We start from the raw sequence: 25,433 nt of genomic DNA, 5'->3' as shown, positions 1-25,433 counted from the left end.
GGAATGGGTCACGCAACGAAGAGCGGTTGTCACTCGTAGGAGTATCAGCCAGGAGTCTTGACATGTTTCTGGTCAAGATAGACGATAACTATATATTTATAAAGCATTCGTCCGTTTTTCTGATATGGGGTTATTAGCCCGGACCAGACCGATCACAACGATCTGGGAGCTTCGCATGCCCGCCCCCTCTTCCCCGCGACAATCGTCCGCCACCGTGGGCGCCGTGGCAACGCTCTGCCTGACCGCCTTCGTCGTCATGGTGGACACGACGATCGTCCAGGTCATGGCCCCGGATCTGATCGACGGTCTCGGTGCCGACCTGAACCAGGTGCTGTGGGTCGTCAACGGGTTCGTCCTGGTCTACGCCGCCCTGCTCATCACCGCGGGGCGGCTGGGAGGCGTCCACGGTCCCCGGCGTCTGCTGCTGGGGGGTCTGGTCCTCTTCGTGGCCGCCTCGCTGGCGTGCGGCCTGGCGGATTCCCCCGCACAGCTCATCGCCGCCCGCGTCGTGCAGGGCGCCGGGGGAGCGATGATCGTCCCGCAGAGCCTCACCCTGGTCGCCATGCTGTTTCCCGAGCACCGCCGCGGCGCCGCGCTCGGGGTGGTCAGCGCGACCATGGCCCTGGCGGCGGTCGTCGGCCCGGTCGGCGGAGGTCTGATCGTCACCGGCTGGGGATGGCGGTGGGCGTTTCTCGTCAACGTCCCGATCTGTGTGCTGGCCCTGCTGCTGACCCTTCGCTACGTTCCCGACGTTCGTGCCGGCCGGCGGCAGGCGCTGGACCGGGGTGGTGTCGTGCTGGCGACCGCCGGGCTGACGGCGATCACCTACAGCCTCATCGAAGGACCGCGGCACGCGTGGGGCACGGTCGCCGGTCCCGTCACCATCCCCATGATCTTCGTTCTGGGACTGGTGCTTCTCGCCGTCTTCGTCTGGTGGGAGCGCGGGCACGCCGATCCCCTCATGCCGCTGGGCCTGTTCGCCCACCGCTCCTTCACCGTCGCCGGCTGGCTGGCGTGTGTGCAGTTCACCGTGATGCTCGGCCTCATGCTGGTCGTCACCTTGCACGTGCAGGGCGCGCTGGGCGGCACGGCCATCGACACGGGGCTGGTCTACCTGCCGATGGCGGTCGCGGCGGGGGTGCTCTCCCCGCTGGCCGGATGGCTCACCGACCGGGCGGGAGGCTGGCTGATCATCATGGGGGGCATGATGGCCATGGCGGCAGGCGTGGGGTGGTTCGCCCTGCTGGCCGGACGGTCCGCCACGGTGCTCACCCTGGCTCTGCCGCTGGCCCTGGTGGGTGCCGGCGTCGGACTGGTGATGGCGCCGGCCAGTACCGAGGCCATCAAAGGCCTGCCCGCCGCTCTGGTTCCCGCGGCCTCCGGGGTACTCAACACCGGGCGGCAGCTCGCGGGCATGCTCGGTGTGGCGCTCGTCGGCGCCATCGTCCAGATCGGCTCGCCGTCCTGGCCGGCGACACCGGTGGGCCCCGGCGGCCAGGTGCGGCAGGCACGCGAGGCGTACACGAACGCCTTCGCCGCGGCCGAACGCTCGGCGTTGATCGTGCTGGCCGCCATAGCCCTGCTCGCCGCGTTCGGCTCGCTGCTGATCCGGCGGCGCTCACGCCCCCGCGAGGTCGTCGGTTCCACGCCCATGACCACGTGACTCACCGGTTACCACCACGTCAGCTGTGCCAACACCTCATCGAGTTTCGAGGAGATCATCATGCGCCAGTGCCTGGACGAGCGCCAGCAGCGGTTCCTCTCGCTGACGGACAAGGTGGTTCCGGCGCTCGCCGAACGCGCGGGCCGTCACGACCGCGACAACACCTTCCCCTTCGACGACTACAACGACCTGCGCGAGGCGGGACTCCTGCGCCTGACGGTGCCCGAAGAGCTGGGAGGTCTCGGCGCCGGGCAGGCGGAGATGCTGCTGGTGCTGGAACGTCTCGCGAGCGCCGGCGCCGCCACGGCCCTGGCCTACGCCATGCACGTGGCACCTCTCGGCTCCTGGGCGCTGACCTGGCGGCGTACCGGCGCTCCGCCCCTCGCGCAGGTGCTCCAGCTGGCGGGCCAGGACCGGTTGGTGCTCGCCGCGATCGCCAGCGAGATCGGCACCTCCAACCTCTTCATGGACGCCAAGACCACGGCGACCCGCACAGAGGGCGGGTACCGGATCACCGGCCGCAAGAACTTCGCCACCAACAGCTCCGTCGCCACGATGTGGGCCACGACGGCGCGGTATGAGGACCCTGACCACGGGGCGCGCCTGCTGGTGTTGCTTGTGGACCCCTCGGTCCCGGGCATCACGATCGAGCAGACGTGGGACACCCTGGGCATGCGGGCCACGCAGAGCAACGACGTCGTCTTCGACGGACTGTTCGTGCCCGAGCACGGCGTCGTCCAGTCGATACCGGTCGGGCACTTCGACGCCCAGGTCCTGGAGACCATCATCTGCTGGACCGCTCCCAGCTTCGGGGCCGTCTACACCGGCATCGCCGCCGGAGCCCTGGACTGGGCCATCGCGCAGATCCGCCGCCGCGGCCTGGCAGGGGACCCGCGCGTCCAGGACACGGTCGCGGATGTGGAGATCATGCTGGAGGTGAACCGCAGCGTGCTGCAGCGTCACGCCGCGGAGGTGTCCAGCCACCGTCTCACGGAACAGCTCACCGTCCAGGAAGGGCTGGGACGGTGCGCCTTCGTCAAGAACGTCTGCACGAACAACGCCGCCGCCATCATGACCCGCCTTCTGGACGTGGTCGGCGGCGCCGCCTACATGCGCGGCCAGCCGTTCGAGCGGATGTGGCGCGACGTCCAAGCCGGGCTGATCATGCCCATCAACAATCACACCGGCAAGGAGCTCATCGGCGCGAGCTCCCTCGACGTGGCCGTCGCGCCCGTCGCCGACCTCCAGACGCCCGGGAGCGAGCGGTGACCAGGACACGGTTGAAGGCGGCTCTCGCCGTATTGTCAGTCCTGATCACCTCCGTCGCCTGCTCGGCCGCGACGGCGGTCCGCTCCGACGGGCTGCCCGCAACCCTCCGGGTGGGGGTGATCCCCAACATCTCGCCCGAGACCCAGCGCGCCCAGTACGAGCCGTTCCGCAAGTACCTCGCCGAACGACTGAAGACCGAGGTGGAACTGTTCGTCGCGACGAACTACGCGGGGGTCGTCACGGCTCTGGCGGCCAAAAAACTCGACGTCGCCTATCTGGGCGGCCTGACCTACGTACAGGCCGAGGCGCAGACGAAGGTGGTGCCGCTCGTCACCGAGGTCGACCAGGAGACGGGAACCCCGGAGTACCTGTCGGCCGTCGTCACCAAGGCCGACGCGCCCTTCCAGTCGACGAAGGAGGTGGTGGCCGCCGGCGCGAAGTTCGCCTTCGGGGACGTCAGCTCCACCTCGGGCAGTCTCTATCCCCGCATCATGCTGGCCGACGCCGGAGCCCGATGCCAAGCGCGGGACCTCACCTCGTGCGCCCCGCTGTCCGCGGTCACCTTCACCGGCGGCCATGACGCGACGGCTCAGGCGGTGCTGTCGGGCAGCGCCGACGCGGGAGGCATCGAGTTGCGGATCCTGCATCGCCTGGAGAAGCAGGGAAGCGTGCCCAAGGGCGCGCTGCGGGTGGTGGAGACCCGCAAGGTGATGGGGTATCCGTGGGTCGCCGGTCCGGACCTGGGCCAGGGCGCCCGCGCCGCGATCGTGAAGGCGTTCACGGAGATATCCGATCCCCGCCTGCTGGACCTCATGCGCGCCAAGCGCTACGCGGCGGTCTCGGCCACGCACTACAACGAGGTCCGCGAGCGAGCGGCCGATCTCGGTCTGCTGACGGCTCCGTGAGCACATCGCGAAGCGGGCAGGCGATGCGCATCGAGGTGTCGAACGTCCGCGTCACGTTCACCGACCAGGCCGTCCTCGACGACGTCAGCCTGAGTGTCGCCCCAGGAGAGCAGATCGCCCTCCTGGGCCCTTCGGGAGCGGGCAAGACGACCCTCCTGCGCGTCGTCGTGGGCGCGCTCCGCCCCGAGCGGGGCGCCGTCATGGCCGACGGGGTGGATCCCTTCGGGACCCGTGCCGGCCTGACCCGGCTGAGACGCTCCATCGGATGCGTGCGGCAGCGCGACGACCTGGTCGCCGGACTCACCGCCCGCACGAACATCCTGGCCGGGGCCGCGCACGCGTGGAGACCCGCGGACTGGGCCGCGGTGCTGGTGGGCTCCGTACCGCGCCGTTTCGCCGAGCGCCTGGGCGAACTGGCCCGCATCCACGACATCGAGTCCCTGCTCGCGGACCGGGTCGAGCACCTGTCCGGTGGGGAGCGCCAGCGGGTGGCCCTGGCGCGAGCCCTGTTCACCCGGCCCCGGCTGTTGCTCGCCGACGAGTGCACCTCCGGCCTCGATCCGGTACGCGCCACTGTCGCGCTCGACCACCTGCAAGGCTCCGGCGCGACCCTTCTGGCGACCACGCACGACCTGAACGTGGCCAGGCGTTTCGAGCGGGTGGTGGCGCTACGGGAAGGAAAGATCGTCTTCGACGGCAAACCGCCGGACGCCGAGGAGATCGAGCGCATCTACGGCAAGAGCGCGCCCGAGGAGATACCGGTATGAGCGCGCCGAGCCGGGGCGTGGCCTGGCGTTCCCCTTCTCCCCGGCGGTCGCTGCGCTGGCTCCTGGGCGCCGTGGTGGTGGCGGCGGTGCTGTGGTCTTTGGCCGGTACCGGTGTCGGGCTGGGGTCCCTGATCGAGGGCAGGGCCGGTGCCGCGCAGCTGATATCGGGCCTGTTCCCGCCAGATCTGGACGCGGACCTGCTGAGCAGGGTGTTCACCGCCGCGGTCGAGACCCTCCAGATGTCGGTGGCCGCGCTTTTGCTGGGCGCGGTGATCGGGCTGCCGCTGGCCGTCGTGATGGCCGGGAACGTACAGGCGCCGCGCTGGCTGGGCGCCGCCGCGCGGACGGTGGCGACCCTGCTGCGCAGCGTCCACGAGCTGCTGTGGGCTCTGCTGTTCGTGGCGACCGTGGGTCTTGGCCCGGCGGCGGGCGTCTACGCGATCAGCCTGCATTCGGCCGGTGTGCTGGCCAAGCTGTGCTCGGAACAGCTGGAGGCCGTCGACCCCGGCCCGGTCGAGGCGATGCGGCTCACGGGTGGCTCCCGCTTCACCACCGCCCTGCTGGGGATCATCCCGCAGGCCCGCGCGCACCTGGCCTCCCAGGTGCTCTACCAGTGGGAGTGCAACATCCGCAGCTCGGTGGTGATCGGCTTCGTCGGCGCCGGGGGGATCGGCCAGGCCCTCGGTATCGCGCTGCACCTGTTCCGATACCAGGAGCTGGCCACCCTGGTCGCGTCGGTGGTGATCCTGGTCATCGGCGTCGACCGGATATCCAAGGTCTTCCGGAGCCGCCTGGGTGCGGCCTCCGGGCGCGCGGGCGGAGGCACACCGCATCCGCATCGATCATTTTTCGGAAGGAGCGTCCGATGAAATTCCTGTTCGTCCTGCACGACCCGCCGTACGGTACCGAGCGGACCTACAACGGCATCCGCTGGGCCAGGGAGATGCTCGACGAGGACGAGAACGAGGTGAAGGTCTTCCTGTTCGGCGACGCGGTGATCTCGGCGATGGACGGCCAGAAGACGCCCAACGGCTACTACAACATCGCGAAGATGATCCGCGGCCTGGTGGACAAGGAGGCCGAGATCGGGTCCTGCGGCGCCTGCCTGGACGCGCGGGGTGTCAGCGAGGACAACGTGGCCAAGGGGACCCACCGGTCCTCGATGAAGGAACTGGCCCAGTGGACCGCCTGGGCGGACAAGACGATCAACGTGTGACGAGCCCGACCGGCGCCTTCTCAGCCCAGGGTCGCCATCGCGCGGATGACCCGTTCCACCTCTTGGGGATCGGTGACGATGCTCGGCCCGAACCTGACGAAGGACTCGCGGTAGGGGGTCTCGGCGGCTGAGATGTGATGCTCGGCGAACAGCTGCTGGACCACCTGTTCGGGCGTGAGCCCGTCGACCGTGCAGCAGATGATCCCCGCTGACAGCTCCGCCGAACGCGGCGTGATGAGGCGTACGTGCTTGAGCTTGGCCAGGCCGTCCTTGAGCTGATCGGACTGGGAGCGGGTCCGGGCCGCGACGCGGGCCTTGCCGATGGCCTGGTGGAACTCCACCGCCTTGGCCAGCGCCCAGCGGTGCTCGAAGGAGTGGTAGCCGCCCGGTGTGGCCAGGTCGCCCGGTGCGCCGGTCGGTGGCTGCCCGGTCAGCCAGCCGGTGAAGGCGGGCATCGAGAAGCTCGGCACCACCGGCCGGAACCGGGCCCACGCCTCGGCTCTGCCCCAGACGAAGCCGGTGCCCCGCGGCCCGAACAGCCATTTGTGGGTGGCGGTCATGAAGAAGTCGCAGCCCAGGTCCTGCATCGTCACGTCTTCAGCGGCGAACCCGTGCACCCCGTCGACGCACAGCAGAATGCGCTCTTCGTCTTCACGCCGCTGGTTGATCTCGGCGATGGCGGCCGCGACCTGTTTCACGGGAAGTTTCAGGCCGGTGCTCGAATAGACCCATGTCACCGCCACCACCCGGGTCTTGGAGGTGATCGCGGCGCGCAGTCTGGCGACGAGCTGACCGGCGGAGGCCTTCGCCGGATCGTCGTAGAGCTTTATCGTGCGCACGACGACGCCGTCGGCCTGCGCACGCAGCCGCAGGGACTCGTGGGTGGAGTAGAACTCGTGCTCGGTCGTGACGACCTCGTCGCCGGCCTTGAGGTCCAGGCCGCCGTAGACCAGGCCGATGCCCATCGTCGTGCTGTCGGTCAGCGCTATGTCCTCGGCCTTGGCGCCGATGTAACCGGCCAGGGCCTTGCGCACGTCGTCGCTGCGCCGGAAGTCGTCCATCCCGAGCCCGTACTGCTGGGGGAAGGAGTCCAGGCCGTCACGGAAGTGCCCGATCGCGGCGCTGACCGGCGCGGGATGCGAGGCGAGCATGAACGCCGAGAAGTGCGCGTAGCGCCGGGTGAGCGGGAACTGCGCGCGTACCGACTCCCAGCTGCGGGGGTTGAAACGGGCCGAGTCCGGCTTCGCGGCGGGCGAGGGGGTGCCCGCCTGGGCCGTGGAGCATCCCGCGGCGAGCACGCCCGCGCCCGCGAGGGCGCTGCCGCGCAGCAGCGTGCGCCGGTCGAGACTGTCTGCGGTGGCGTCGCCTGGATCGTGCGACGCGGCTCGAGTGCTCTGGTCTGTCACAACGCCTCCTGTGCACGGCGTCCCCGCCGAAGTCGTCCAGAGGGAACTATATTTTTATAAAGCCTAGCATTTGACTATATGTATCTAAAGTAAGTTGTTTATGCCTGTTTGAGGTGTTGCGCCATTTCGCGACTTGTGTTGAGCCCTTACGGAAGTCGCCCCCTATAGATGTAGAAATACGGCGATTGCCGTTCGTCTTTCAGGCAGGAGGTGCACGCGTGAGATACACCCTCATGTTTCGCGGCGCGGAGCGGGCCGAGCAGCCCTGGGAGGCGACGGACGACAACGAGTGCGATCACATGTCCACAAAAGTGGAGCGGTGGTTCTCCGCCCACGCCGGAAGGATCACCCACAGCCGCCGGCTGAGGTCGTATGAGACCGCCACCACCCTGCGTCCGGGGCAGGGGCCGCTGCTCAGGGTGCTCGACGAACCGTTCTGCGCGGATCGTGACGCGTTCACCGGCTACGTCGAGGTCGAAGTGGCCGACCTGGACGAGGCGCTGGACATGGTGCGCGACTGGCCGGCCCGCGCGACGGTGGAGATCCGGCCCACCGCGTGAGGAAGGGACGGGAGTCTGGCCGAGATCACCCCGCCGCGGGGCGCCGGTGGGTCTCCTGCATCCGGGCGGCCACGACAAGACCCGAGGCGGCGGTGATCCCGGCGACCACCCAGATGGCCGCGGGGATCCCGTACAGGTCGGCGATGACGCCGGACAGCACGGCACCCACCGCGAACCCTCCGTCGCGCCACAGGCGGTAGACGCCCACCCCGCGGGCACGCCAGCTGGGGTGGGCGACGTCTCCCACGGCGGCCAGCAGCGTGGGATAGACCATGGCGGTCCCGGCGCCCAGCAGGGCGACGGCGGCCGCCCACGCGGCAAAGCCCGTCCCCAGCGCGACACCCGCCAGCGAGGCCGCCTGAAGGAGCATTCCGGAGGTGATCAGATGCTTGCGCCCGAGCCGGTCGGAGAGCGCGCCGGTGATCATCTGTCCCGCTCCCCAGACGGCGGGAAGGAAGGCGGTGAGCAGGCCGATCTGCGCGAGGTGCAGGCCGTGGGCGGCGAACAGGATCGGGAACAGCCCCCAGGCCAGCCCGTCGTTGAGGTTGTTGACCATTCCGGCCTGGTTCACCGCCGACAGGGAGGGGTGCCGGAAACTGGCCAGCACGAAGACCTGCGAGGTGCTCAACCGGGTGGCCTCGTGCGTCGTGGCCTCCAGCCGCGCGTGCCCGCGGGTCTCCCTGACCAGCAGGAGGGAGACACCCAGGCCCAAAGCCGCGTAGGCGAGGCCGAGGAGGAAGGGCGCCGGGCGCAGGCCGTAGCGCTCGGCCAGGAATCCGGTGGCCAGGGCGGTGAGTGCGACGGCGAGGTATCCGGCCGACTCGTTGAAGCCCATCGCCAGTCCCCGGCGTTGCGGCCCCACCAGGTCGATCTTCATGATGACCGTCGTGGACCAGGTGAGCCCCTGGTTGACGCCGAGCAGCACGTTGGCGGCGACGACCCATCCCCAGGAGGGGGCCCAGATCAGCAGGAGCGGCACCGGCAGCCCGACGAGCCAGCCGGCGATGAGGACGGGTTTGCGGCCGTACCTGTCGGAGAGCGTGCCCGCGAAGAAGTTGCTGATCGCCTTGGTCACCCCGAAGGCGAGGATGTAGGTCAGGACCGCGCTGTAGGCGCTGAGTGCGAACGTCTGCTCGGCCAGCAGCGGCAACACGGTCCTCTCCTGCCCGAGCATCCCGCCGACCAGGGCGTTCACGGCCACCAGCAGGACGAACTGCGCCAGGTTCGCGCGCAGTCCGAGCCGGGGCGGCTCTCTCACCTGTCCTTTTCCAGAGAGGCGCCGGTGAGCTCGGCCCAGTCGCCGGGGCCCCCGGACAGGATGCTGACCTGACCGTGGCCGGCCCGCCGCAGCAGGCTCGCCGCGGTGGCCGCGCGTTCCCCGTGGCCGCACATCACCACCCGCCGGCGGTCGTCCAGGTGCGCGCCCGCGAGGCTGCCGAGTTCGATGTGGTCGGCTCCGGGAAGGTGCCCGGCCCGGAACTCGGCGGCCTGGCGCACGTCGAGGACGTCGTCACGTCCGAGCTGCTCGGGTGTGACGACGTCCATCGTGGCCAGGTCGCGCGGCCAGTCCCCGGCCACCTGCCCGATGAGGTTCTCATGGCCGATCTTCAGTGCCTGCCAGAGGATCTCCTCGGGATCCTGGTCGGGATTGCGGACGATCGCCACGGGCGCGGAGGCCGGAACGATCCAGCCCAGCCAGCTGGCGAACTGGTCGCGCAGCGGGATGCAGATGGAGCCGGGGATGTGCCCGCGCGCGAAGTCGCCGACCGGGCGGACGTCGACCACGGTGGCCCCCCTGGCGGCCGCCGCCTCAACGGTGAGCGAGGGCAGGCAAGGGCGCTCGTCGAGGACGGCGGGACCGATCCGGTTGACCTCGCCGAGCCGCAGGAAGTAGTCGGGAAAACTGCCGAGGTCTGCGAGCAGCCAGTTCGCGAACGCGTCCGCGTCCGGCGCCGCGAGGAGCGGGTTGGTCTCCTTCTCCCTGCCGATCGTCGAGACGCGTTCGGCTCCCGGCGGCGCCGAGCAGAACGACCCCGCGCCGTGCGTGGGCCAGACGGCCACCTCCTCGGGCAGCAGGCTGAGCCTGCGCAACGAGTGGTACTGCGCGTGCGCCAGCTCGACGGCCCGCTGCGGGGACACCAGGTCGGTCCGCGCCGCGGAACCCACGATCAGGGACCCTCCGGTGAAGACGCCCACCGGGAGGTTACCGTCGAGCAGCAGGAACGCCAGATGCTCCGTGGTGTGCCCGGGAGTGACGATCGCCCGCAAGGTCAGCCCGCCGAGGTCGACCTCGTCTCCGTCACGCAGGCCGACGTGGTCGAAGGCGCGCTCCCCGGCGGCCGAGGCCAGGACCCGCGTGCCGAGGTCGTGGGCGAGCTGGAGGGAACCGGACAGGAAGTCGGCGTGCAGATGGGTGTCGGCGGCGAACGCGATCGTGAGCCCGCGCCGCCGGGCGGCCCGCCGAACGGCGCGCAGATCCCGGGAGACATCGACGGCGAGAGCGCGTCCGTCGCCGAGGTCGACCAGATAGGACGTGTTCCCGAGTCCCTCGTCGACCAGAGGAATCAACTGGGATCCTGAAAAGCCCACTGTGTACCCCTTTGTACGGCATGTTACAATATTCCATAACTATTTGGAGGATGGCTCATGGGTGACCGCGAGCGCAAGTCGCAGTTGTACGAACAGTTCACCCGAATAGGCAAGGCGCTCGCCAACCCCCTCCGGCTGGAAATACTCGACGTGCTCGCCCAGGGCGAGCGCGGTGTGGAAGACCTCGCCTCCACCTGCGGATCCAAGCTGAGCAACACTTCCGCGCAACTCAAGATCCTGCAGTCGGCGGGCCTGCTGACGACAAGGCGCTCCGGAACGCACGTCTTCTACCGCCTGACCGACGACGCCGTCGGAGAATTCGTCGAGCAGATGAAGAGCGTCGCGACGGCCTCGCTCGCCGAGGTGGAACGGGCCGCCCACGGCTACCTCGGCGAACTCGGCGACCTGCAGCCGGTCGGACGAGCCGAACTGGCGGCCCTGCTGAAGAGTGGCGACGTCACCGTGATCGACGTGCGGCCGCAGGCCGAGTACGCGGCCGGCCACATTCCCGGCGCGCTGTCCGTCCCGCACGACCAGCTGGCCGCGCGGCTGGCGGAGCTGTCCTGCGAGACCCTGATCGTCGCCTACTGCCGGGGCCGGTTCTGCGTCATGGCGCCGGAAGCGGTGCGCCTGCTGCGCCGGCACGGGTTCCAGGCCAGGCTGCTTGAGGACGGGCTGCCCGAGTGGCGGCGGGCCGGACTGCCGATCGCCTCCTGACAGGGAGCCACAGTGAATCACCCGGGTCTCGACAACAACGTGATCTACCTCGACTACAACGCCACCACACCCGTGGACCCCCGGGTGGCCGAAGCGGCCTGGCCGTACGTCACCAGGTTCTTCGGCAACCCGTCGACCTCCTACCGCTACGCGGAGGAACCACGCCGCGCCCTGCGGGAGGCCCGCTCGCGGGTGGCCGCCCTCCTCGGTGGCAGCCCGGAAGAAATCGTCTTCACCGGCGGCGGCTCGGAATCCGACACCGCCGCCATCCGCGGCCTGGCCGTGGCCGCCGGTGGCGGCCACGTCATCACCCAGCAGACCGAGCACCCCGCCGTGCTGCGCACCTGCCGGGCGCTGGAACGCCGGCACGACGTCCGCGTCACCTTCCTGCCGGTGGACCAGGACGGCCTCGTCGACCCGGCAGCCCTCGAAGCCGCGTTCACCCCGCAGACCTTCCTGGTGTCGATCATGACGGCCAACGGCGAGACGGGCGTCCTGCAGCCGATCGCCGACCTCGCCGAGATCGCGCATCGCCACGGGGCGCTGTTCCACACCGACGCCGCCCAGGCGGTGGGCAAGATCCCGCTGGCGGTCGAAGACCTCGGCGTCGACCTGCTCACCGTGGCCGGCCACAAGTTCTACGCGCCCAAGGGCATCGGCGCGCTGTACGTCCGCAAAGGCGTCACCATCGAACCCGTCGTCTACGGGGGAGATCAGGAGCGGGGCCTTCGAGCCGGAACCGAGAACGTCGCGTACGCGGTCGCGCTGGGGGCCGCCGCCGACCTGGCCGCCACCGAACTCGACCGCGAAGCCTCCCGGCTCCGCGACCTCCGCGACCTGCTCCACCGGGACCTGCTGCAGCAGCTGCCCGGATCGATCCACCTCAACGGCCACCCCGACCGTCGACTGCCCGGCACCGTGAACCTCAGCGTCGCAGGCGTCGAGGGAACCGCCCTGATCGCCGCCACCCCCCAGATCGCGGCCGCCACCGGATCCGCCTGCCACACAGGCGACCCCGAACCCTCCGCGGTCCTGACGGCCATGGGATTGAAAAGAGAGCGAGCCTTGTCGGCGATACGGCTCTCGCTGGGACGCTGGACCACCAAGAACCAGGTCAAGACCGCCGCCCGGCTCCTCGCGAATTCCGCCCTGCGACTTCGCGCCGGGCAGAAGACCGCATTCTGATCCGATCAACGGGCGGCGATACCCGCTTTGACAGTTGACGCTAACGAAAGCGCCGACATACGCTCGCCACTGTCGATCTCGCCTCGCGAATCCGGTTTTCGCCGACCGGTCCGCATCGGCACCCGGGCGCACGTCCTCGCTCTCCGGCCTCGGAGGTCCCCCATGGTTCGTCTCGGCATGCTCATCGACCTGAACACCTGCATCGGATGCCACGCCTGCTCCGTGGCCTGCAAGGCGGAGTTCGACGTTCCCCTAGGGGTCTTCAGAGACACCGTGAAGTACGTCGAGGAGGGCGCCTACCCGCAGGTGACCCGCCACTTCATACCCGTGTTGTGCAACCACTGCGAGGACGCTCCCTGCCTCAACGCCTGCCCCACCGGCGCGGTGGTACGGCTGGACGGCGGCGAGGTCACGATCGACGAAGGTGACTGCAACCTCAACAGGGCCTGCATGTCGGCCTGTCCCTACGACGCCATTTACATCGACGTCGACAAGGGCGCCGCGCAGAAGTGCACCTTCTGTGAGCACCGCACGGCACAAGGACGGCAACCGGCCTGCGTGGACGCGTGCCCCACCGACTGCCGGATCTTCGGAGACCTGGACGACCCTCAAAGCATCATCGCGCAGAAGGCCGCGGCCAACCCCACCACGGTGTGGAAAGAGGACGAAGGCACACGCCCCCGCGTGCTCTACGTCGACCCGAAGAACGCGCTCGGCCTGGTCACCGACGTAGGCGTCCAGATGGACCGCTCGGTCGACCTGCCCGGTGAGAGGGCATGACCGCGCCGTACCAAGCCCACGTTCCCGTGCCGGAGCCGCCCTGGGGCCCGCTCCTGGCGGCCTACATCATCCTCGTCGGTCTTCCCAGCGGTCTCACCCTGGTGACCTGGTCGCTGGCCCGGCGACGCTCTCACGACTCAGCACGCATCGACCGCTACGGGGCATGGGGCGCGCTGGCGACCCTGCTCGTGGTCAGCGTCCTCCTGGTCGTCGACCTGGGCCGCCCCGAGCGCTTCCACCTGATGATCACCCGTTTCGACAACCTGGGTTCTCCGATCGCCGTGGGTGCCAAGCTCATCGCGATCAAGATGTTCCTGCTCGCCGTTCTCGTCTACGGGCTCGAACAGCGTCGACGCTCCGCAGGCGCCGCAGTGGTGACGTCCGGCAGGACCGCCTCCCTGCTGTCGGGGGCTCTCCTGCTGACCAGTTTCGCGCTCGCCGTCTACCCCGCCTCGCTGCTGTCCAGGTCCTGGGCCTCGCCGCTGGCCGGCACCAGCGGCTCAGCGCTGATCTTCGTCGTCACCGCCCTGCTCATGGGAACGGCGGCGGTCCTGCTGGTGGTGTCCCTCCTGGATGTGGGAGAAGGCGACCACACGCCGACTCTCCACATCTGCCGCCGGGCGGTACTCGTCCTGCTCGGTGCCCTTGGCGTCACCCTGTCGTTCGAGATGCTCTCGCTCGGGGGAAGACCGCCCGACCGCCTCCTGCTCGCCGCGATGCTCACCGGAAGCCTGGCCCCGGTGTTCTGGGGACTCGTGGTCGTGGTGGGCATCGCCCTCCCCGCGACGGCGCTTCTCCTCTTTCCCGCTCATCGCGTGATCGTCATCGCCGGTGCCGTCGCCACGCTGACCGGCGCCGCGGCGACCCGCTATCTGCTTTTCGCCGTCGGCCAATGAGGGAGCGATCGTGCCAGCCGAGCATCAGAGCACTCCGGAACCCGCATGGGCGCTGACACGGCGCGATCTCCTTCGGATAGGAGCGGTCACCGGCGTCGCGGTGGCGGGACTGGGAACCATCGAGATCATCGATCGTTCAAGCACTTCCCCAGGCGCGGCGAGCACCGCGAGCGCGGCGCGCAGGATCCCCTCGATGTGCCAGATGTGCACCACCGCCTGCGGCATCGTCGCCAACGTACGCGACGGCCGGCTGCTCACCATCGAAGGAAATCCCGCCGACCCCAACAGCCAGGGATCGATCTGCGCCAAAGGCGTGGCCGGACCGTCGATCCTGTACGACCCCAACCGCCTGCTCTATCCGCTCAAACGCGTCGGCAAGCGCGGCGAGGGACGATGGCGGCGCATCTCCTGGGAGGAGGCCTACACCGAGATCGCCGACAGGCTGCGCCCCATCAGGCAGAGCGGCCACCCCGAGGAGTTCGCCTTCCAGCAAGGACGCAACCGCTCCACCGACATCGTCAGCAGGTTCCTCAACGCCTTCGGCACCCCCTCGGCCTTCAACCACCGCGCCCTGTGCTCACTGAACCGCCGCGCCGCCATCCTGGCCACCATCGGCGACTCCGACTGGGACCTCGGCGACTTCGAGAACAGCCGCTACATCCTCAACTTCGGATGCAACTGGGCCGAGGCACACCAGGGCCACATCCCCGTCGCGATCCGCATGATGCGAGCCCGTGAACGCAACCACGCGAAGATCGTGACCTTCGACGCGCGCCTGTCCAACACCGCCGCACTGTCGGACGAGTGGTTCTGCGTCAAGCCGGGCACCGACGGCCTGATCGCCCTGGCCATCGCCAACGTCATCTGCTCCGAAGAACTCTGGGACAGGAAATGGTTCGACACCTGGTCGAACTATCCGGCCGAAAAATACGCCGAACACGTCAAGCAGTACACGCCCGAGCGCGCCGAAGCGGAAAGCGGCGTGCCCGCCGAGGCCATCCGCCGCATCGCCCGCGAGTTCGCCGCGGCCGCGCCGCGATGCACCACGATCTGCAACCGGGGCTCCGCCGCGCACCGCAACGGCTTCTACAACGACCGCGCCATCACCGTGCTCAACGCCCTGGTCGGCAACATGGGCCGCACCGGCGGCTGGTGCTGGCACCCCATCAGCGCCTGGGACAAGAAACAGATCCCCGAGCCCGAGCCGATCCCGCCCAAGCCCACCGCCCGCAGCCTGATCGCCGAAGCCAAGAACTGGCCCCTGGCGAACGCCTGGCAGGACAACAAGATGCGGGTCGGCGAAATCGTCTACCTCTGGATCAAAGAACGACGCCAGCGAATCTCCGCGCTGATGACATACAACTGCGACCAGGCATGGTCATGGCCCGAAGCCAACCTCGTCCGGGAGGTGCTGGCCGACGAGGAACTCGTCCCCTTCCACGTGTGCATCGACGTCATGCCCTCGGAGACCTCGGCGCTCGCCGACATCGTGCTGCCCTGGACGACCTACCTCGAACGATGGGACATCGACTCACGGCCTCCGCAAGGACTCGTCGACTACGTCGGCCTGCGCCAGCCCGTGGTCAAACCACTGGGGGAGTCGAAGGACCTACGAGAGATCTTCCCGGAACTGGCCCGCCGCATCGGCGGCGGCATGGAACGCTACTTCCCCTGGCAGACCCAGGAACAGTACTTCGACGACTACTTCCGCAGCGTTCCCGGCGGTCTCGCGCACATGCGGGCCTCGGGGGTGTGGCAAGACCCGGCGAAGACCCCCAACTACACCCCCTACGAGCGGGTCCTGACCGACGACGAACTGAAAGGCAGCGAGACCGACCGGGAAACCGGGATCATCTACAACGGCGAAGACCCCAAGACGAAGGAACGCCTCGCCGTAGGAATCATGATCGACGGCATCCCGCGAAGAGGGTTCTCCACCCCCTCCCGCAAGGTCGAGGTACACAGCCAGTTCGTGGCCGACAAGGGCACCGAGGTCGACAAGACCGTCTCACCGCTACCGATCTACGAGCAGATCCCGAGCCACCGCAGACCACTCGCCGAGGACCAGCTCATCATGATCAGCTTCAAGTGGAACGTGCACAACGCCCATCGCACGATGCAGTCCAAATGGCTCCAGGAGATCGCCCACACCAACCCGGCATGGATCAACAGCGCGACGGCTGCCCGCCTGGGACTGCGGCACGGCGACTGGATTGAGGTGACGAGCTTCCGCCCCCACGACGATCAGGTACCCGGCGGTGACGGCTCAAGGCTCGGATCCCTGCGGACCCGCGTTCACATCACCGAAGGCGTGCACCCCTCGGTCATCGCCATCGCCCACAACTCCGGCCGCACGACAGGGGGACCGATCGCCACCAACGGCCGCGACATGACCCGTCCACCCGGGCACGAACGACCGCATGACAAAGACACCGAACGCATCTGGTGGACCGGCACACTGAGCGTGGCCCAGAACGACATCCTGCCGATCTACCCCGACCCGGTCTCCGGCCAGCAGTCCTACCACGACACCGTCGTCAGCGTTCGCAAGATCGAGAACGGCGCGTGAACGACTCCCGGCTGGAGACCCTGGCCACGGGCCGCGACCTGTTCCTGCTGACGTCCCGGCTGCTCAGTAAGGAGATCGACCAGCCGCTGTACCGGGCACTCCTCACGGCCGACCCCGAAGGGACGCCGGCGGAGGACCGCCTGATCGACGAGCAGACAGGCGCCATGGACGAACCGGACGCCCTGCGGACCCTCTCGGTCGAGTTCTGCCGCCTGTTCGTGGGGCCGTATCCAGCCTGTCCGCCGTACGCGTCGATACACCGGGGCGAGCCGCTCGTCGGCGGGCGCGCCGACCACGCCATCAGGGACTTCATGACCCGTCATCGGCTGCAGGCCGAACCGCCCGGCGGGCACACGCTGCTCGCCTACGACCATCTCGGAGTCGGCCTGGCGCTCCTGCATCACCTGCTGCGGGACTGGGAGAGAGGTGTCTCCGCGGCGTGTCCCGAAGACGAGGACCGGCATGCCGTTCGCGAACTACTGGAGGACCACCTGCTGCCGTGGGCCCCGTCCTACCTTCACGACCTGCACGGTGCCGCGCTGCACGCCCCTTACGGGATCGTCGCGCAGCTCACCGGCAGGCTCCTGGCGGACGAGTGGAGCATGACAGCGATCAGGTGAGGGACGAGAGCAGGCGTGGTGAAACCGAACACCTCACCATGCGGGTCTCTTCACAGAGGCCACCGCCGACAAGGCCCGGACCCTTGCCATTCATCACCGGGCGGGCGACCGGGGAAAGTGGGCGGCAGCCGCTGGGGCGGAGGCCGACGCGAATGGCTTGAGGAAACGCGGGCGACCACCCCGGGCTCTCCTTCGCGACAGCCGAAGGCGCCGGTCAGTCACCAGACGCGCGTACGTCCCGGTCGCCGGCGCCGGCCTCACCTACCGGCGGAGAGGTCGCCGGTGAGGAACGGGCCGACGCCCCCCGCAGGACACGGAGCACGATCGCCGGTGCCAGGAGGCGGCTGGGCGCGTCGATCAGGTTGAGGACGCGCAGGAAGGCCGCGCCGAGCACGGAGTCGGCGGTCGCGGCGGCGTGCAGCCTGTTGACGTAGGCGTTGACGAAGCGCACCCTCGGCGAGCGCCGCCCCTCCACCTGCGGGAACCGCAGATCGGATCCCACCGAGATCGACCACGGGCCATCTATGATCTTGGCCGCGGCGCGGAAGAACCGCCGTGCCAGCCCATCGTCTCCCCGACCGAGCAGATCACCCAGTAGTAGCGCCTCGAGCGCGGCGACCGTCATGCCTTGGCCGTAGACGGGATTGAAACTGCACAGCGCGTCGCCCACCACGAGGTAGCCGTCGGGAAAACTTCGCAGCCGCTCGTAGCGGCGCCGCGTACTCGCCGGGAAGCGCATCTTCACCGGCGCGTCCAACGGCACCGCCGACCGGACCACCTCGCCGATCTGCGGTGCGGCCAGGGTGGCGGCATACCGCGCCAGCCCCTCGTCGTCGGTGGGCGGTTCCTCGCCCAGCATGCCGGCCAGGACGACGGCGAAGCGACCCTCCTCCTGGGCCGCCACGATCCCTGTCCGCGGCAGGCCGGGAGTGGCGTTGGCCAGGGCCCCGAACAATCCGTCGAGATGGTGCGGCTCGCGCCGGTAATTCCGGGTCACATAGGTGATGCCGACACGCACCTGTTCCTCCGGAGCGCACTCGTATCCCAGCTCGCGCAGCCAGATCGGGGTCCGCGAGGCGCGCCCACCGGCGTCCACGACCAGGTCGGCGCCGATGACCGACTCCGTCGCCCCCTCGGTACGAGGCAGCACCCGTACCCCGTCGACCCGCCGGGAACCAGGCGCCGCAGCAAGGCCGACCACCTCGCACTCGGGCATGAAACTCACCCCGGGCAACGCCGCGACGCGGGCCCGGACCGCGTGCTCCAGCAGCGGCCTGCTGATCCCGAAAGCCCTCAACGGGGAAGGCGCCCGGCGCATCCGGTACCCGTCGTTGTACCAGTGGACCTGCTCGTGAAGGTCGATCAACGGCGCCCCAAGGGCGGCCAGCTCGCCCGACAGGCCAGGCAGCAACTCCTCGAAGGCCTCCCTGCCGCGGGCCAGCAGGATATGAAGCTGCCGCCCCTGCGGCACACCACGGCGGCCGGCGGCGCTCCCCGGCAGCAGATCGCGATCGACGATGGTGACCTTGGCATACCGTTCCGTGAGAGCGCGAGCGGCCAGCAACCCGCCGATACTGGCGCCGATCACGACCGCAGTGTCCGGGTGTGTCATGGTCGGAGGTTACGTCGGCACCGTACGTAGCCGGCATGTCCATCCATACATAATCCCGGACCGTCTCCACGCGATATGCCGTGGATTGGTGTCCTGCCGGCACTCGACCCGATGTAGATCCCGCACGCGAACCTGATGGGTTCGGTCGTCGTCTGGACCTTGCTGCGCATCGTCAGGCCGCTGCCGGTGCACGGACCGTTCGACGGCGCCGCGCGCACGCTGTTCGCGGCCTGGCAGGCATGCGCGCCGGCTCACGGTGCCACGCGGCTGTTGCGGTTGTTCCTCGTCGTCGAGGTCGCGGTCGGTGTCGTCCAGCTTGTGCCGTGGTGGCGCAGCCGACGTCCTCAGCCGCTCGCCGCCACCCTGCGGCCCAGCGGCTCCAGCCGGTTGGCGCACATCCGCTCCGCACCAGGATCGTCGGCGCTCCCCTCGACGACCAGGAAAGGCTCGGAGGGACGGGAAAGATCATCACCAACATGCGGAGAATAGAAACGTACCGTTCGTGAACAAGTTACTTTCGTACGTAACAAAACGAAAAACTAAAGATGACGGCGATTCAGGCTGACCCGCGATAACATCACTTATCGCGGGTCAGAATCGCCCTCTCGAAACGAGACCTCCGGAGGCTGCCGAGTGACGGATGACGGGCATCACGGGAAACCGCTCACAGGGCAGGTCGTCCGGGTGGGGGAGCAGGGGCCGGAGGGCGCGATCACGACCGCTGGCGGGAGGCGGTACACCGCCGCGGACCACGCGCTCAGCGACGAGGCCAGGGCTCGCATCGCCGACGGTGTCCCTCCCAACACCCGGCGTGCGTATGAACGCCAATGGACCGCTTTCGCCACCTGGTGCATCGAGCACGGCCGGGTCGAGATGCCCGCCACCGGCAACACGCTGGCCGAATACGTCGAGACGCTGTGCGCGGCCGGGCGGGCTCCGGCCGGCATCGAGCAGGCCATCGCCTGCGTACGCACCATGCACCGCCTGGCCGGCCACCACAACCAGCCTCCCACCGACGCCGCCCGCCTGGCGCTGCGCGCCTACAAACGCGCCCGCGCCGAGGCCGGCACCCGCGGCCAGCGCGAAGCCCCACCGGTGGGCATCGACGCGCTGCGTGCCATGGTCGGCGCCTGCGACCTGAACACCCGCACCGGCCTGCGCGACCGGCTCCTGCTGGTGCTGGGCCTGGCCCTGATGGGCCGCCGCTCCGAGCTCGTCGCTTTGACCTGCGACGACGTCCGGCAGGTTCCCGACGGATTGGAGGTCACCATCCGCACCTCCAAAACCGACAAGGACAGCCGCGGCGAGACCGTCGCCATCCCGCGCGGCAGCCACCCCCTGACCGACCCCGTCGCCGTCTGGAGCGACTGGATCGGCGTGCTCACCGAGGCGGGACAGACCTCCGGGCGGCTGCTGCGCCGCATCGACCGCCACGGCAACCTCGGCCCCCGTCTGGGCGCCGACGCCGTCAACGTCATCGTCCGCGACCTCGCCGTCCGCGCCGCCGTTCCCGGCGCGGACACCTTCACCGCGCACAGCCTGCGCGCCGGCGGCGCCACCGTCGCCTACGCCGCGGGCGTCCCCGTCTCCGTCATCGCCAAACACGGCCGCTGGGCCCCCGCCTCCCCGGTCGTCCTGCGCTACATCCGCGCCGTCGACCGCTGGCGCGACAACGCCATGCGAGGCGTCGGCCTGTGAGCCCACCCGAAACCGGACGACACCACCCGGGCCCTCACCGGCCAGACCAGTCGAAAACGCCCCCGCACCCGCGCCAGGCGTCGCCACTCGATGGGAAGAGAACCTCGCACCGAACCCGAGAGCCGGAACAGGCCGGACCCGCACCTCGCGAGACTTCTCTGAGCGTCCCTGAGACGCTCGCACGCTTCCGCCACCGCGGCCGCCGGCACCGGAGAACGCCTCTCACGGCACCGCGCCTCCCCCCGGCTCAAGGGGTACGGTTGTCGAACCCGGCCAGGCGAAGAGACGGGCACCCGGGCCGATGGGCTTCCGTCGTCCCGGAAGGTGTCACCGACATCCTGACGACGACTCTCATTGTTTCGTTTCGAACGAATGAAGAGCTGATCGTTTTCGAACGGTACGATGCTAATCTTTGTGCGTGAGCGACGCCTCTTCCCGCGCGACCGAGACCGATCCGGCCCACGATGCGAGTCCGGACGATGCTGATACGGGGCGTATGTGCGCCCGTTCGGGGTGTGCCAACCGGCTCGAGCCGCTGGGCCGCGGTGGCCGTCGCAGCGGCCGTCCGGCCCTGTACTGCGGAGACGCCTGCCGCGCCGCCGCCCACCGCGCCCGCACCGCCGCCCACACCCCGGTGGTCGTCGAAGCCCTGCGCCGCACCGGCGCGCTGAACGGCGATCTGCTGAGCGCGGGCGAGCAGTGGAGCGCCCAGCTGGCCGCCTTCACCGAAGCGCTGACCGCCGCGACCACCGGCGCGCTCACCCAGATCGACGCCGCAGAACAGGCCGCCGAGGAGGCCCGCGCCGCCGCGGCGGCCGCCGAGCAGCGCGCCACCGAACACGTCACCGCCGCCGACCGGCGCGCCGCCGCCGCCCACGACAGCGCCGAGGCCGCCATCGCCGCAGGTGAGAAGGCCGTGGAGAAGGCAGCCGCGGCGCAACAGCGCGCCGAGGAGTCCGAACGCGCGGCCTGGCGTACGGCCGGCGAGCACGAATCCGCCCGGGCCCGCGCCCAGCAGGACGCCACCGCGGCCGCCGAGCGCGCCGCCGCCGCCGAGCGCGCGGTCCGGCGGATCACCTCCGAGCGTGACGCCCTGCAGGGAGTCCTGGACGCCGAACGCCGCCACAACGCCACCGTGGCCGCAGAACACGACCGGCGGACCGCCACCTTGGAAAACGCCCTGGCCGACCGCACCGCCGACCTCGATCAGGCGCGTACCGACCTCAACACCACCGCCGGTCGCGCCGAGCGTGCCGAGAACGCCCGCGAGAAGGCCCACCGGGAAGCCGAGGCGGCCCGCGCCGAGACCGGCCGCGTACGCGAGGAACTCACCGCGCAGCTCACCCGCCTGGAGGAGGAGCTCACCGCCGAACGTGCCGACCTGCGGCGAATCCAGGCCCAGCGCGACCAGGCACAGACCGCGATCGCGGTGGCCGACACCCGGCTGGAAGCCCTGCGGCAGGCACTGGAACGGGCCGAACAGCGCGCCCAGGCCGCCGAGCAGCGCGAAGCCGCCGCCCAGCAGACGATCAGCCGCCTCCTCACCCTTCGGACACCTCCGCAGGCCCCGTCAACCGAGGACCCGGGTGACATCCCGCCTCACGAGAACCTCCCTGAGCGCCCCTGAGACGCTCGCCCCTTCCTCCGTGGTCTTGGCGTTACTCGTACTGCTCGTCGGGGGGATCGATCCTGGTGAGGCTCTTGCCGGTCATCTGGGGATAGACGACGCCGGTGGTCATCTTGCCGAAGGTCTGCGGGATCCAGGTGCCGGTGACCTCGACCCAGGTGTCGGCGGGCGGTGCCTGCAGTCCCCTGACGGCGACCTTCAGCGGGAAGGCGTCGGCGGCGCAGCAGGCGATCTGCATGCGGGTGACGTACCACTGGCCCTTCTTCTTCGCGGGGGAGACGAAGCCGGTCAGCTTGACCTCGCGGCCGGTGAGGGATTTCTTGTCGTCGTCCCAGGCGCGGCCGATGAAGTCACCGATGGTCATCTCCACGGCGCCGGTGCCGGTGAGGGGGGTGAAGGAGCTCAGGGTCTGGTCGCGGGGCGGCGGGGTGTCGTCGCGGGAGGCGGCGAACGAGCCGAGGGCGGGCGGCGCGATCAGGAAGATCGCGAACACCGGCAGGCACAGCAGCCATGCGACCCGGGGGCCGCCGTGCGCGTGGTCGTGGCCACCCTCGTCGGGCCGGTCGCGGTCATGTGAGCGGTCGCCGGCGGGTGAGTGGTCGTGGCCGTCCGAATGGTCGCGTGGTTCTTCGCGGGCCGGGCTCTCCTTCGTCCGGGACGCCTGGAGCAGTCCGATGACCCCCAGGACCACCAGCACCACCCCCGCGCTGATCAGGAACGGCCGGAAACCGGGTTTGACGTAGTTGAGGTAGGTCGTGGAGAACGCCGAGATCCGCAGCACGGCGCCGCCCAGCAGTATCAGGACGAGGTTCTGGGTCACACGGTTCATCGGGGGGCGCGGGTTCCTTCCATCGTGCCGGTGCCCGAGGCTGAGCCGTCGGTGCCGTCGGCGTGCCCGGGGGAGCGGAGCGAGAGGGGCGGCAGGGAGGGTGGCGTCATAGCAGCAGCCAGCCGAACGCGACGCTGACCAGGACGGCGAGGGCGAAGGTCAGCGGGACGAACCTCACCGTGAAGGCTTTGCCGAACGTGCCGGCCTGCAGCGCGATCAGCTTCAGGTCGACCATCGGCCCGACCACCAGGAAGGCGAGCTTCGCGGTGGGGGAGAACGCGGTCATCGAGGCGGCCACGAACGCGTCGGCCTCCGAGCAGATCGACAGCAGTACCGCCAGCAGCGCCATGACCAGGATGGCGAGCCAGGGCACCTCGGCGATCGCGGTCAGCCACTCACGGGGGACCGCGACGTTCAGCGTGGCCGCGGCCAGGCCGCCGACGATGAGGAATCCGCCCGCGTGCAGCAGGTCGTGCCGCATCGCCTCCCCGAACTGCACCCATCTCGGACCGTCGCCGTGCGGCCGGGAGGGGATGCGCAGCCACTGGCTGCGGCCGAACCTGAGCCAGAGCCAGCCGACCAGCACCGCCACGGTCAGTGACGCGCCGAAGCGGGCCAGTACCATCAGCGGCTGCCCGGGGAAGGCGACGGCGGTCGCGACCAGCACGATCGGGTTGATGGCGGGGGAGGCGAGCAGGAACGCCAGCGCGGCGGCCGGGGTCACCCCCCTGGCCATCAGACCCGACGCCACCGGTACGGACGCGCACTCACAGCCCGGCAGCACCGCTCCGGCCATCCCGGCGACCGGTACGGCGGCGGCCGGGTGCCTCGGCAGCGCTTTGGTCCAGAACGACGCCGGGACGAATGCCGTGATCGCCGCGGACAGCGCCACCCCGAAGACCAAAAACGGCAGCGCCTGCACGCAGATCGCCACGAAGATCGTGGCCCATGTCTGCAACGCGGGCGCCGTCAGGTGCGGCGCGAGGGTGAGACGCCCCACCACCAGCAGGATGACGACGAGCGCGAACCCCCACGGCAGAGCATGATTCGCGGACTCCTCACGTCCCCAGGAGTCAGGGGGAAACGGGCCCTCGTCATCGATCCGCGTGTCCTGCGGGCCGGTCCGAAGCTCAGCCATGCGCTTTGTCGTGCCAGGTCACGGTGGTTTTCCTTTCGGTGCCTTGATCGATAGTTAGATCCTGTTCTGTGGATTTCTCGCCTTCCCTCTCGCCGGGGGCGAACGGCCGGATGCGGATGCCCGCGACCAGCCAAAACCCGCCGGCGAGCGCCATGAACAGGCCGAGAACGACGAAGACCACGCTCACGCCCAGCCGGTCGATGAGCATGCCGGTGACGGCGGCCGAGACGCCGAGGCTGAAGGTCGCGGTGGCGCTCCACAGGGAGGTGACCCGCCCGCGGGTCTCGTTCGGCGTCGCGGTCAGCAAAGTGGTCATGGCCGCCGGGCCGTACACCACTTCGGCGGCCGAGACCAGTCCCCACAGCGCCAGCGCGGGCAGCACGCCCGACGGCAGGCCGAGCAGCATGGTCAGCACGCCCTCGACCAGGCACGACCATCCGATGACCCGGTGGCGCCCGCGCGGCCCCATGGCGCGGATCCGGGACGCGGCCGCCACCAGGACCACACCGCCCACGGCTCCCTGCACCGCGTAGAACCATCCGGTGCCGCCCTCGCCGAGGTCGTGCACACGCAGCGCCAGGTAGGTCATCGCGGTGATCGCACCGCCCAGCCCGAGGCAGAACAGCGCCTCCAGCCCCAGCAGCGCGGCGATGACGCGGTTGTGCGCGGCCACCGCGACCCCCTCACGCAGGGAGCGCCACCAGCCGTGCGCGGGAGCACCCGCCGACCGGTCGCCGGAGCGGACCGTCGCGGTGAGCGCGGCCGACAGCAAGAAGGACGCCGCGTTGACGGCGAAAGCCCACCGCCAGCCCACCACCGTGACGACGAGGCCTCCGGCGACGCCGCCCAGGGCTTGGAAGACCAGGCCGTTGACCTGAACGGCCGCCGCGTACAGGGGATACTCCTGCGGCCGGGCCAGGCTGGGCATCCAGGCGCCGCGGGCGGCCTGGAAGACGAAGCCGGCGGCGGCGGAGGCGAAGGTCAGCGGGTAGACGAGCCAGAGCCGTCCCGGGTCGTCGGCGAGCAGGAACGCGGCGGCGAGCACCGCCATGAGCACGTCGGTCACCAGCATCACCGTGCGCCGGTCGGCCCGGTCGGCCAGCACTCCGCCCCAGACCCCCGCCAGCACGCCCGGCAGGTAGCGCACGGCCAGGGTGAGCCCGGCGGCCAGGCCGGCCCCGCTGTACTCGTAGACCATCGCGAACACCGCGACGGCGGAGAACCATCCGCCGCACACGCTGACGAGGTTGCCGAACCAGAGCATGCGCAGGTCGCGGTTGCGGACGAGCAGCTCACGCAAAGTGCGCGCAGGTTCCACCGGTGACCCCTGACGATCGAGTGATGATGATTTTCATTGCTAAGTCGCCAAAGATCAAGTATTGACTTT

23 protein-coding genes are annotated in these 25,433 nt (G+C 69.6%); 16 read left to right on the top strand and 7 right to left on the bottom strand.

Annotation, left to right across the window (positions count from 1 at the left end; translation table 11 throughout):
• Positions 1–223: 223 nt before the first annotated feature.
• From ACTOQ1_RS37490 to ACTOQ1_RS37465, 6 genes are read left to right on the top strand one after another with little or no spacing between them, the layout of a single operon-like run.
• Positions 224–1,663 (top strand): DHA2 family efflux MFS transporter permease subunit, encoded by a 1,440-nt coding sequence (locus ACTOQ1_RS37490; RefSeq protein WP_440072791.1) that lies wholly within the window; start codon positions 224–226, stop codon positions 1,661–1,663.
• A 60-nt stretch (positions 1,664–1,723) separates the two neighbouring features.
• Complete coding sequence (locus ACTOQ1_RS37485; protein ID WP_440072788.1) at positions 1,724–2,932, top strand: acyl-CoA dehydrogenase family protein; 1,209 nt, start codon at positions 1,724–1,726, stop codon at positions 2,930–2,932.
• Positions 2,929–3,837, top strand: coding sequence for a phosphate/phosphite/phosphonate ABC transporter substrate-binding protein (gene phnD / locus ACTOQ1_RS37480; RefSeq protein WP_440072786.1), 909 nt, complete (start codon positions 2,929–2,931; stop codon positions 3,835–3,837). Before ACTOQ1_RS37485 ends, phnD begins: the two co-directional genes overlap by 4 nt.
• The gene (locus ACTOQ1_RS37475; RefSeq protein ID WP_440072785.1) at positions 3,834–4,604 is read left to right on the top strand and encodes a phosphonate ABC transporter ATP-binding protein; all 771 of its coding nucleotides are present in this window, start codon (positions 3,834–3,836) and stop codon (positions 4,602–4,604) included. Before phnD ends, ACTOQ1_RS37475 begins: the two co-directional genes overlap by 4 nt.
• Complete coding sequence (phnE, locus tag ACTOQ1_RS37470; protein ID WP_440072784.1) at positions 4,601–5,473, top strand: phosphonate ABC transporter, permease protein PhnE; 873 nt, start codon at positions 4,601–4,603, stop codon at positions 5,471–5,473. The genes ACTOQ1_RS37475 and phnE overlap by 4 nt, the downstream gene beginning before the upstream one ends.
• A complete protein-coding gene (locus tag ACTOQ1_RS37465) occupies positions 5,470–5,820 on the top strand; it encodes a DsrE/DsrF/TusD sulfur relay family protein (RefSeq protein WP_440072782.1) in 351 nt (116 codons plus the stop codon). Before phnE ends, ACTOQ1_RS37465 begins: the two co-directional genes overlap by 4 nt.
• A gap of 20 nt (positions 5,821–5,840) precedes the next feature.
• Here ACTOQ1_RS37465 and ACTOQ1_RS37460 read toward each other — a convergent pair whose 3' ends face one another.
• Positions 5,841–7,226: an aminotransferase class V-fold PLP-dependent enzyme gene (locus ACTOQ1_RS37460; protein WP_440072781.1), complete on the bottom strand. Its 1,386-nt coding sequence runs from the start codon at positions 7,224–7,226 to the stop codon at positions 5,841–5,843.
• Positions 7,227–7,444: 218 nt separating this feature from the next.
• Here ACTOQ1_RS37460 and ACTOQ1_RS37455 point away from each other — a divergent pair, with 218 nt between their 5' ends.
• Entirely contained in the window at positions 7,445–7,786 is a 342-nt protein-coding gene (locus ACTOQ1_RS37455; protein WP_440072780.1) for a YciI family protein, read from the top strand.
• A 25-nt stretch (positions 7,787–7,811) separates the two neighbouring features.
• On the opposite strand, the gene ACTOQ1_RS37450 is transcribed toward ACTOQ1_RS37455, so the two are convergent.
• Entirely contained in the window at positions 7,812–9,044 is a 1,233-nt protein-coding gene (locus ACTOQ1_RS37450) for an MFS transporter (protein ID WP_440072778.1), read from the bottom strand.
• Entirely contained in the window at positions 9,041–10,354 is a 1,314-nt protein-coding gene (locus ACTOQ1_RS37445; protein WP_440072777.1) for an MBL fold metallo-hydrolase, read from the bottom strand. Before ACTOQ1_RS37445 ends, ACTOQ1_RS37450 begins: the two co-directional genes overlap by 4 nt.
• Before the next feature lie 78 nt (positions 10,355–10,432).
• On the opposite strand from ACTOQ1_RS37445, the gene ACTOQ1_RS37440 reads away from it, so the two are divergent.
• From ACTOQ1_RS37440 to ACTOQ1_RS37415, 6 genes are all read left to right on the top strand, one after another.
• On the top strand, positions 10,433–11,092 hold the full coding sequence (locus tag ACTOQ1_RS37440; protein WP_440072776.1) for an ArsR/SmtB family transcription factor: 660 nt from the start codon (positions 10,433–10,435) through the stop codon (positions 11,090–11,092).
• A gap of 12 nt (positions 11,093–11,104) precedes the next feature.
• Complete coding sequence (locus tag ACTOQ1_RS37435; RefSeq protein WP_440072774.1) at positions 11,105–12,277, top strand: cysteine desulfurase family protein; 1,173 nt, start codon at positions 11,105–11,107, stop codon at positions 12,275–12,277.
• Between the two features lie 162 nt (positions 12,278–12,439).
• Complete coding sequence (locus ACTOQ1_RS37430; RefSeq protein ID WP_440072773.1) at positions 12,440–13,057, top strand: 4Fe-4S dicluster domain-containing protein; 618 nt, start codon at positions 12,440–12,442, stop codon at positions 13,055–13,057.
• Positions 13,054–13,953 carry an NrfD/PsrC family molybdoenzyme membrane anchor subunit gene (gene nrfD, locus ACTOQ1_RS37425; RefSeq protein WP_440072772.1) on the top strand — a complete coding sequence of 300 codons (900 nt, stop codon included), beginning with the start codon at positions 13,054–13,056 and terminating at the stop codon, positions 13,951–13,953. Before ACTOQ1_RS37430 ends, nrfD begins: the two co-directional genes overlap by 4 nt.
• Positions 13,954–13,963: 10 nt before the next feature.
• Entirely contained in the window at positions 13,964–16,522 is a 2,559-nt protein-coding gene (locus ACTOQ1_RS37420; RefSeq protein WP_440072770.1) for a molybdopterin-containing oxidoreductase family protein, read from the top strand.
• Positions 16,519–17,142 (top strand): TorD/DmsD family molecular chaperone, encoded by a 624-nt coding sequence (locus ACTOQ1_RS37415; protein WP_440072768.1) that lies wholly within the window; start codon positions 16,519–16,521, stop codon positions 17,140–17,142. Before ACTOQ1_RS37420 ends, ACTOQ1_RS37415 begins: the two co-directional genes overlap by 4 nt.
• Positions 17,143–17,356: 214 nt before the next feature.
• On the opposite strand, the gene ACTOQ1_RS37410 is transcribed toward ACTOQ1_RS37415, so the two are convergent.
• Positions 17,357–18,754: an FAD-dependent oxidoreductase gene (locus tag ACTOQ1_RS37410; RefSeq protein WP_440072766.1), complete on the bottom strand. Its 1,398-nt coding sequence runs from the start codon at positions 18,752–18,754 to the stop codon at positions 17,357–17,359.
• Between the two features lie 135 nt (positions 18,755–18,889).
• Between ACTOQ1_RS37410 and ACTOQ1_RS37405 the strand changes: the two genes are divergently transcribed.
• The 3 genes from ACTOQ1_RS37405 (at position 18,890) to ACTOQ1_RS37395 (ending at position 22,079) form a co-directional block, all read left to right on the top strand.
• Positions 18,890–19,243: a hypothetical protein gene (locus tag ACTOQ1_RS37405; RefSeq protein ID WP_440072765.1), complete on the top strand. Its 354-nt coding sequence runs from the start codon at positions 18,890–18,892 to the stop codon at positions 19,241–19,243.
• Between the two features lie 144 nt (positions 19,244–19,387).
• Positions 19,388–20,452, top strand: coding sequence for a tyrosine-type recombinase/integrase (locus ACTOQ1_RS37400; RefSeq protein WP_440072764.1), 1,065 nt, complete (start codon positions 19,388–19,390; stop codon positions 20,450–20,452).
• Positions 20,453–20,948: 496 nt separating this feature from the next.
• Entirely contained in the window at positions 20,949–22,079 is a 1,131-nt protein-coding gene (locus tag ACTOQ1_RS37395; protein ID WP_440072762.1) for a hypothetical protein, read from the top strand.
• Between the two features lie 31 nt (positions 22,080–22,110).
• Here ACTOQ1_RS37395 and ACTOQ1_RS37390 read toward each other — a convergent pair whose 3' ends face one another.
• The 3 genes from ACTOQ1_RS37390 to ACTOQ1_RS37380 all read right to left on the bottom strand — a co-directional run bounded on the left by ACTOQ1_RS37390 (position 22,111) and on the right by ACTOQ1_RS37380 (position 25,364).
• Positions 22,111–22,908, bottom strand: a complete 798-nt coding sequence (locus ACTOQ1_RS37390; protein WP_440072761.1) for a TIGR03943 family putative permease subunit — start codon at positions 22,906–22,908, stop codon at positions 22,111–22,113.
• 106 nt (positions 22,909–23,014) lie between these two features.
• Positions 23,015–24,046 (bottom strand): permease, encoded by a 1,032-nt coding sequence (locus ACTOQ1_RS37385; RefSeq protein ID WP_440072760.1) that lies wholly within the window; start codon positions 24,044–24,046, stop codon positions 23,015–23,017.
• Positions 24,039–25,364, bottom strand: coding sequence for an MFS transporter (locus ACTOQ1_RS37380; protein WP_440072758.1), 1,326 nt, complete (start codon positions 25,362–25,364; stop codon positions 24,039–24,041). The genes ACTOQ1_RS37385 and ACTOQ1_RS37380 overlap by 8 nt, the downstream gene beginning before the upstream one ends.
• Positions 25,365–25,433 lie beyond the last annotated feature (69 nt).

Origin of the sequence: Streptosporangium sp. OZ121 (assembly GCF_051918885.1) — a bacterium.
Taxonomy (GTDB): Bacteria; Actinomycetota; Actinomycetes; order Streptosporangiales; family Streptosporangiaceae; genus Streptosporangium.
The sequence above is the reverse complement of the archived record's forward strand: the minus strand, read 5'-3'. Positions and strand labels throughout refer to the sequence as shown.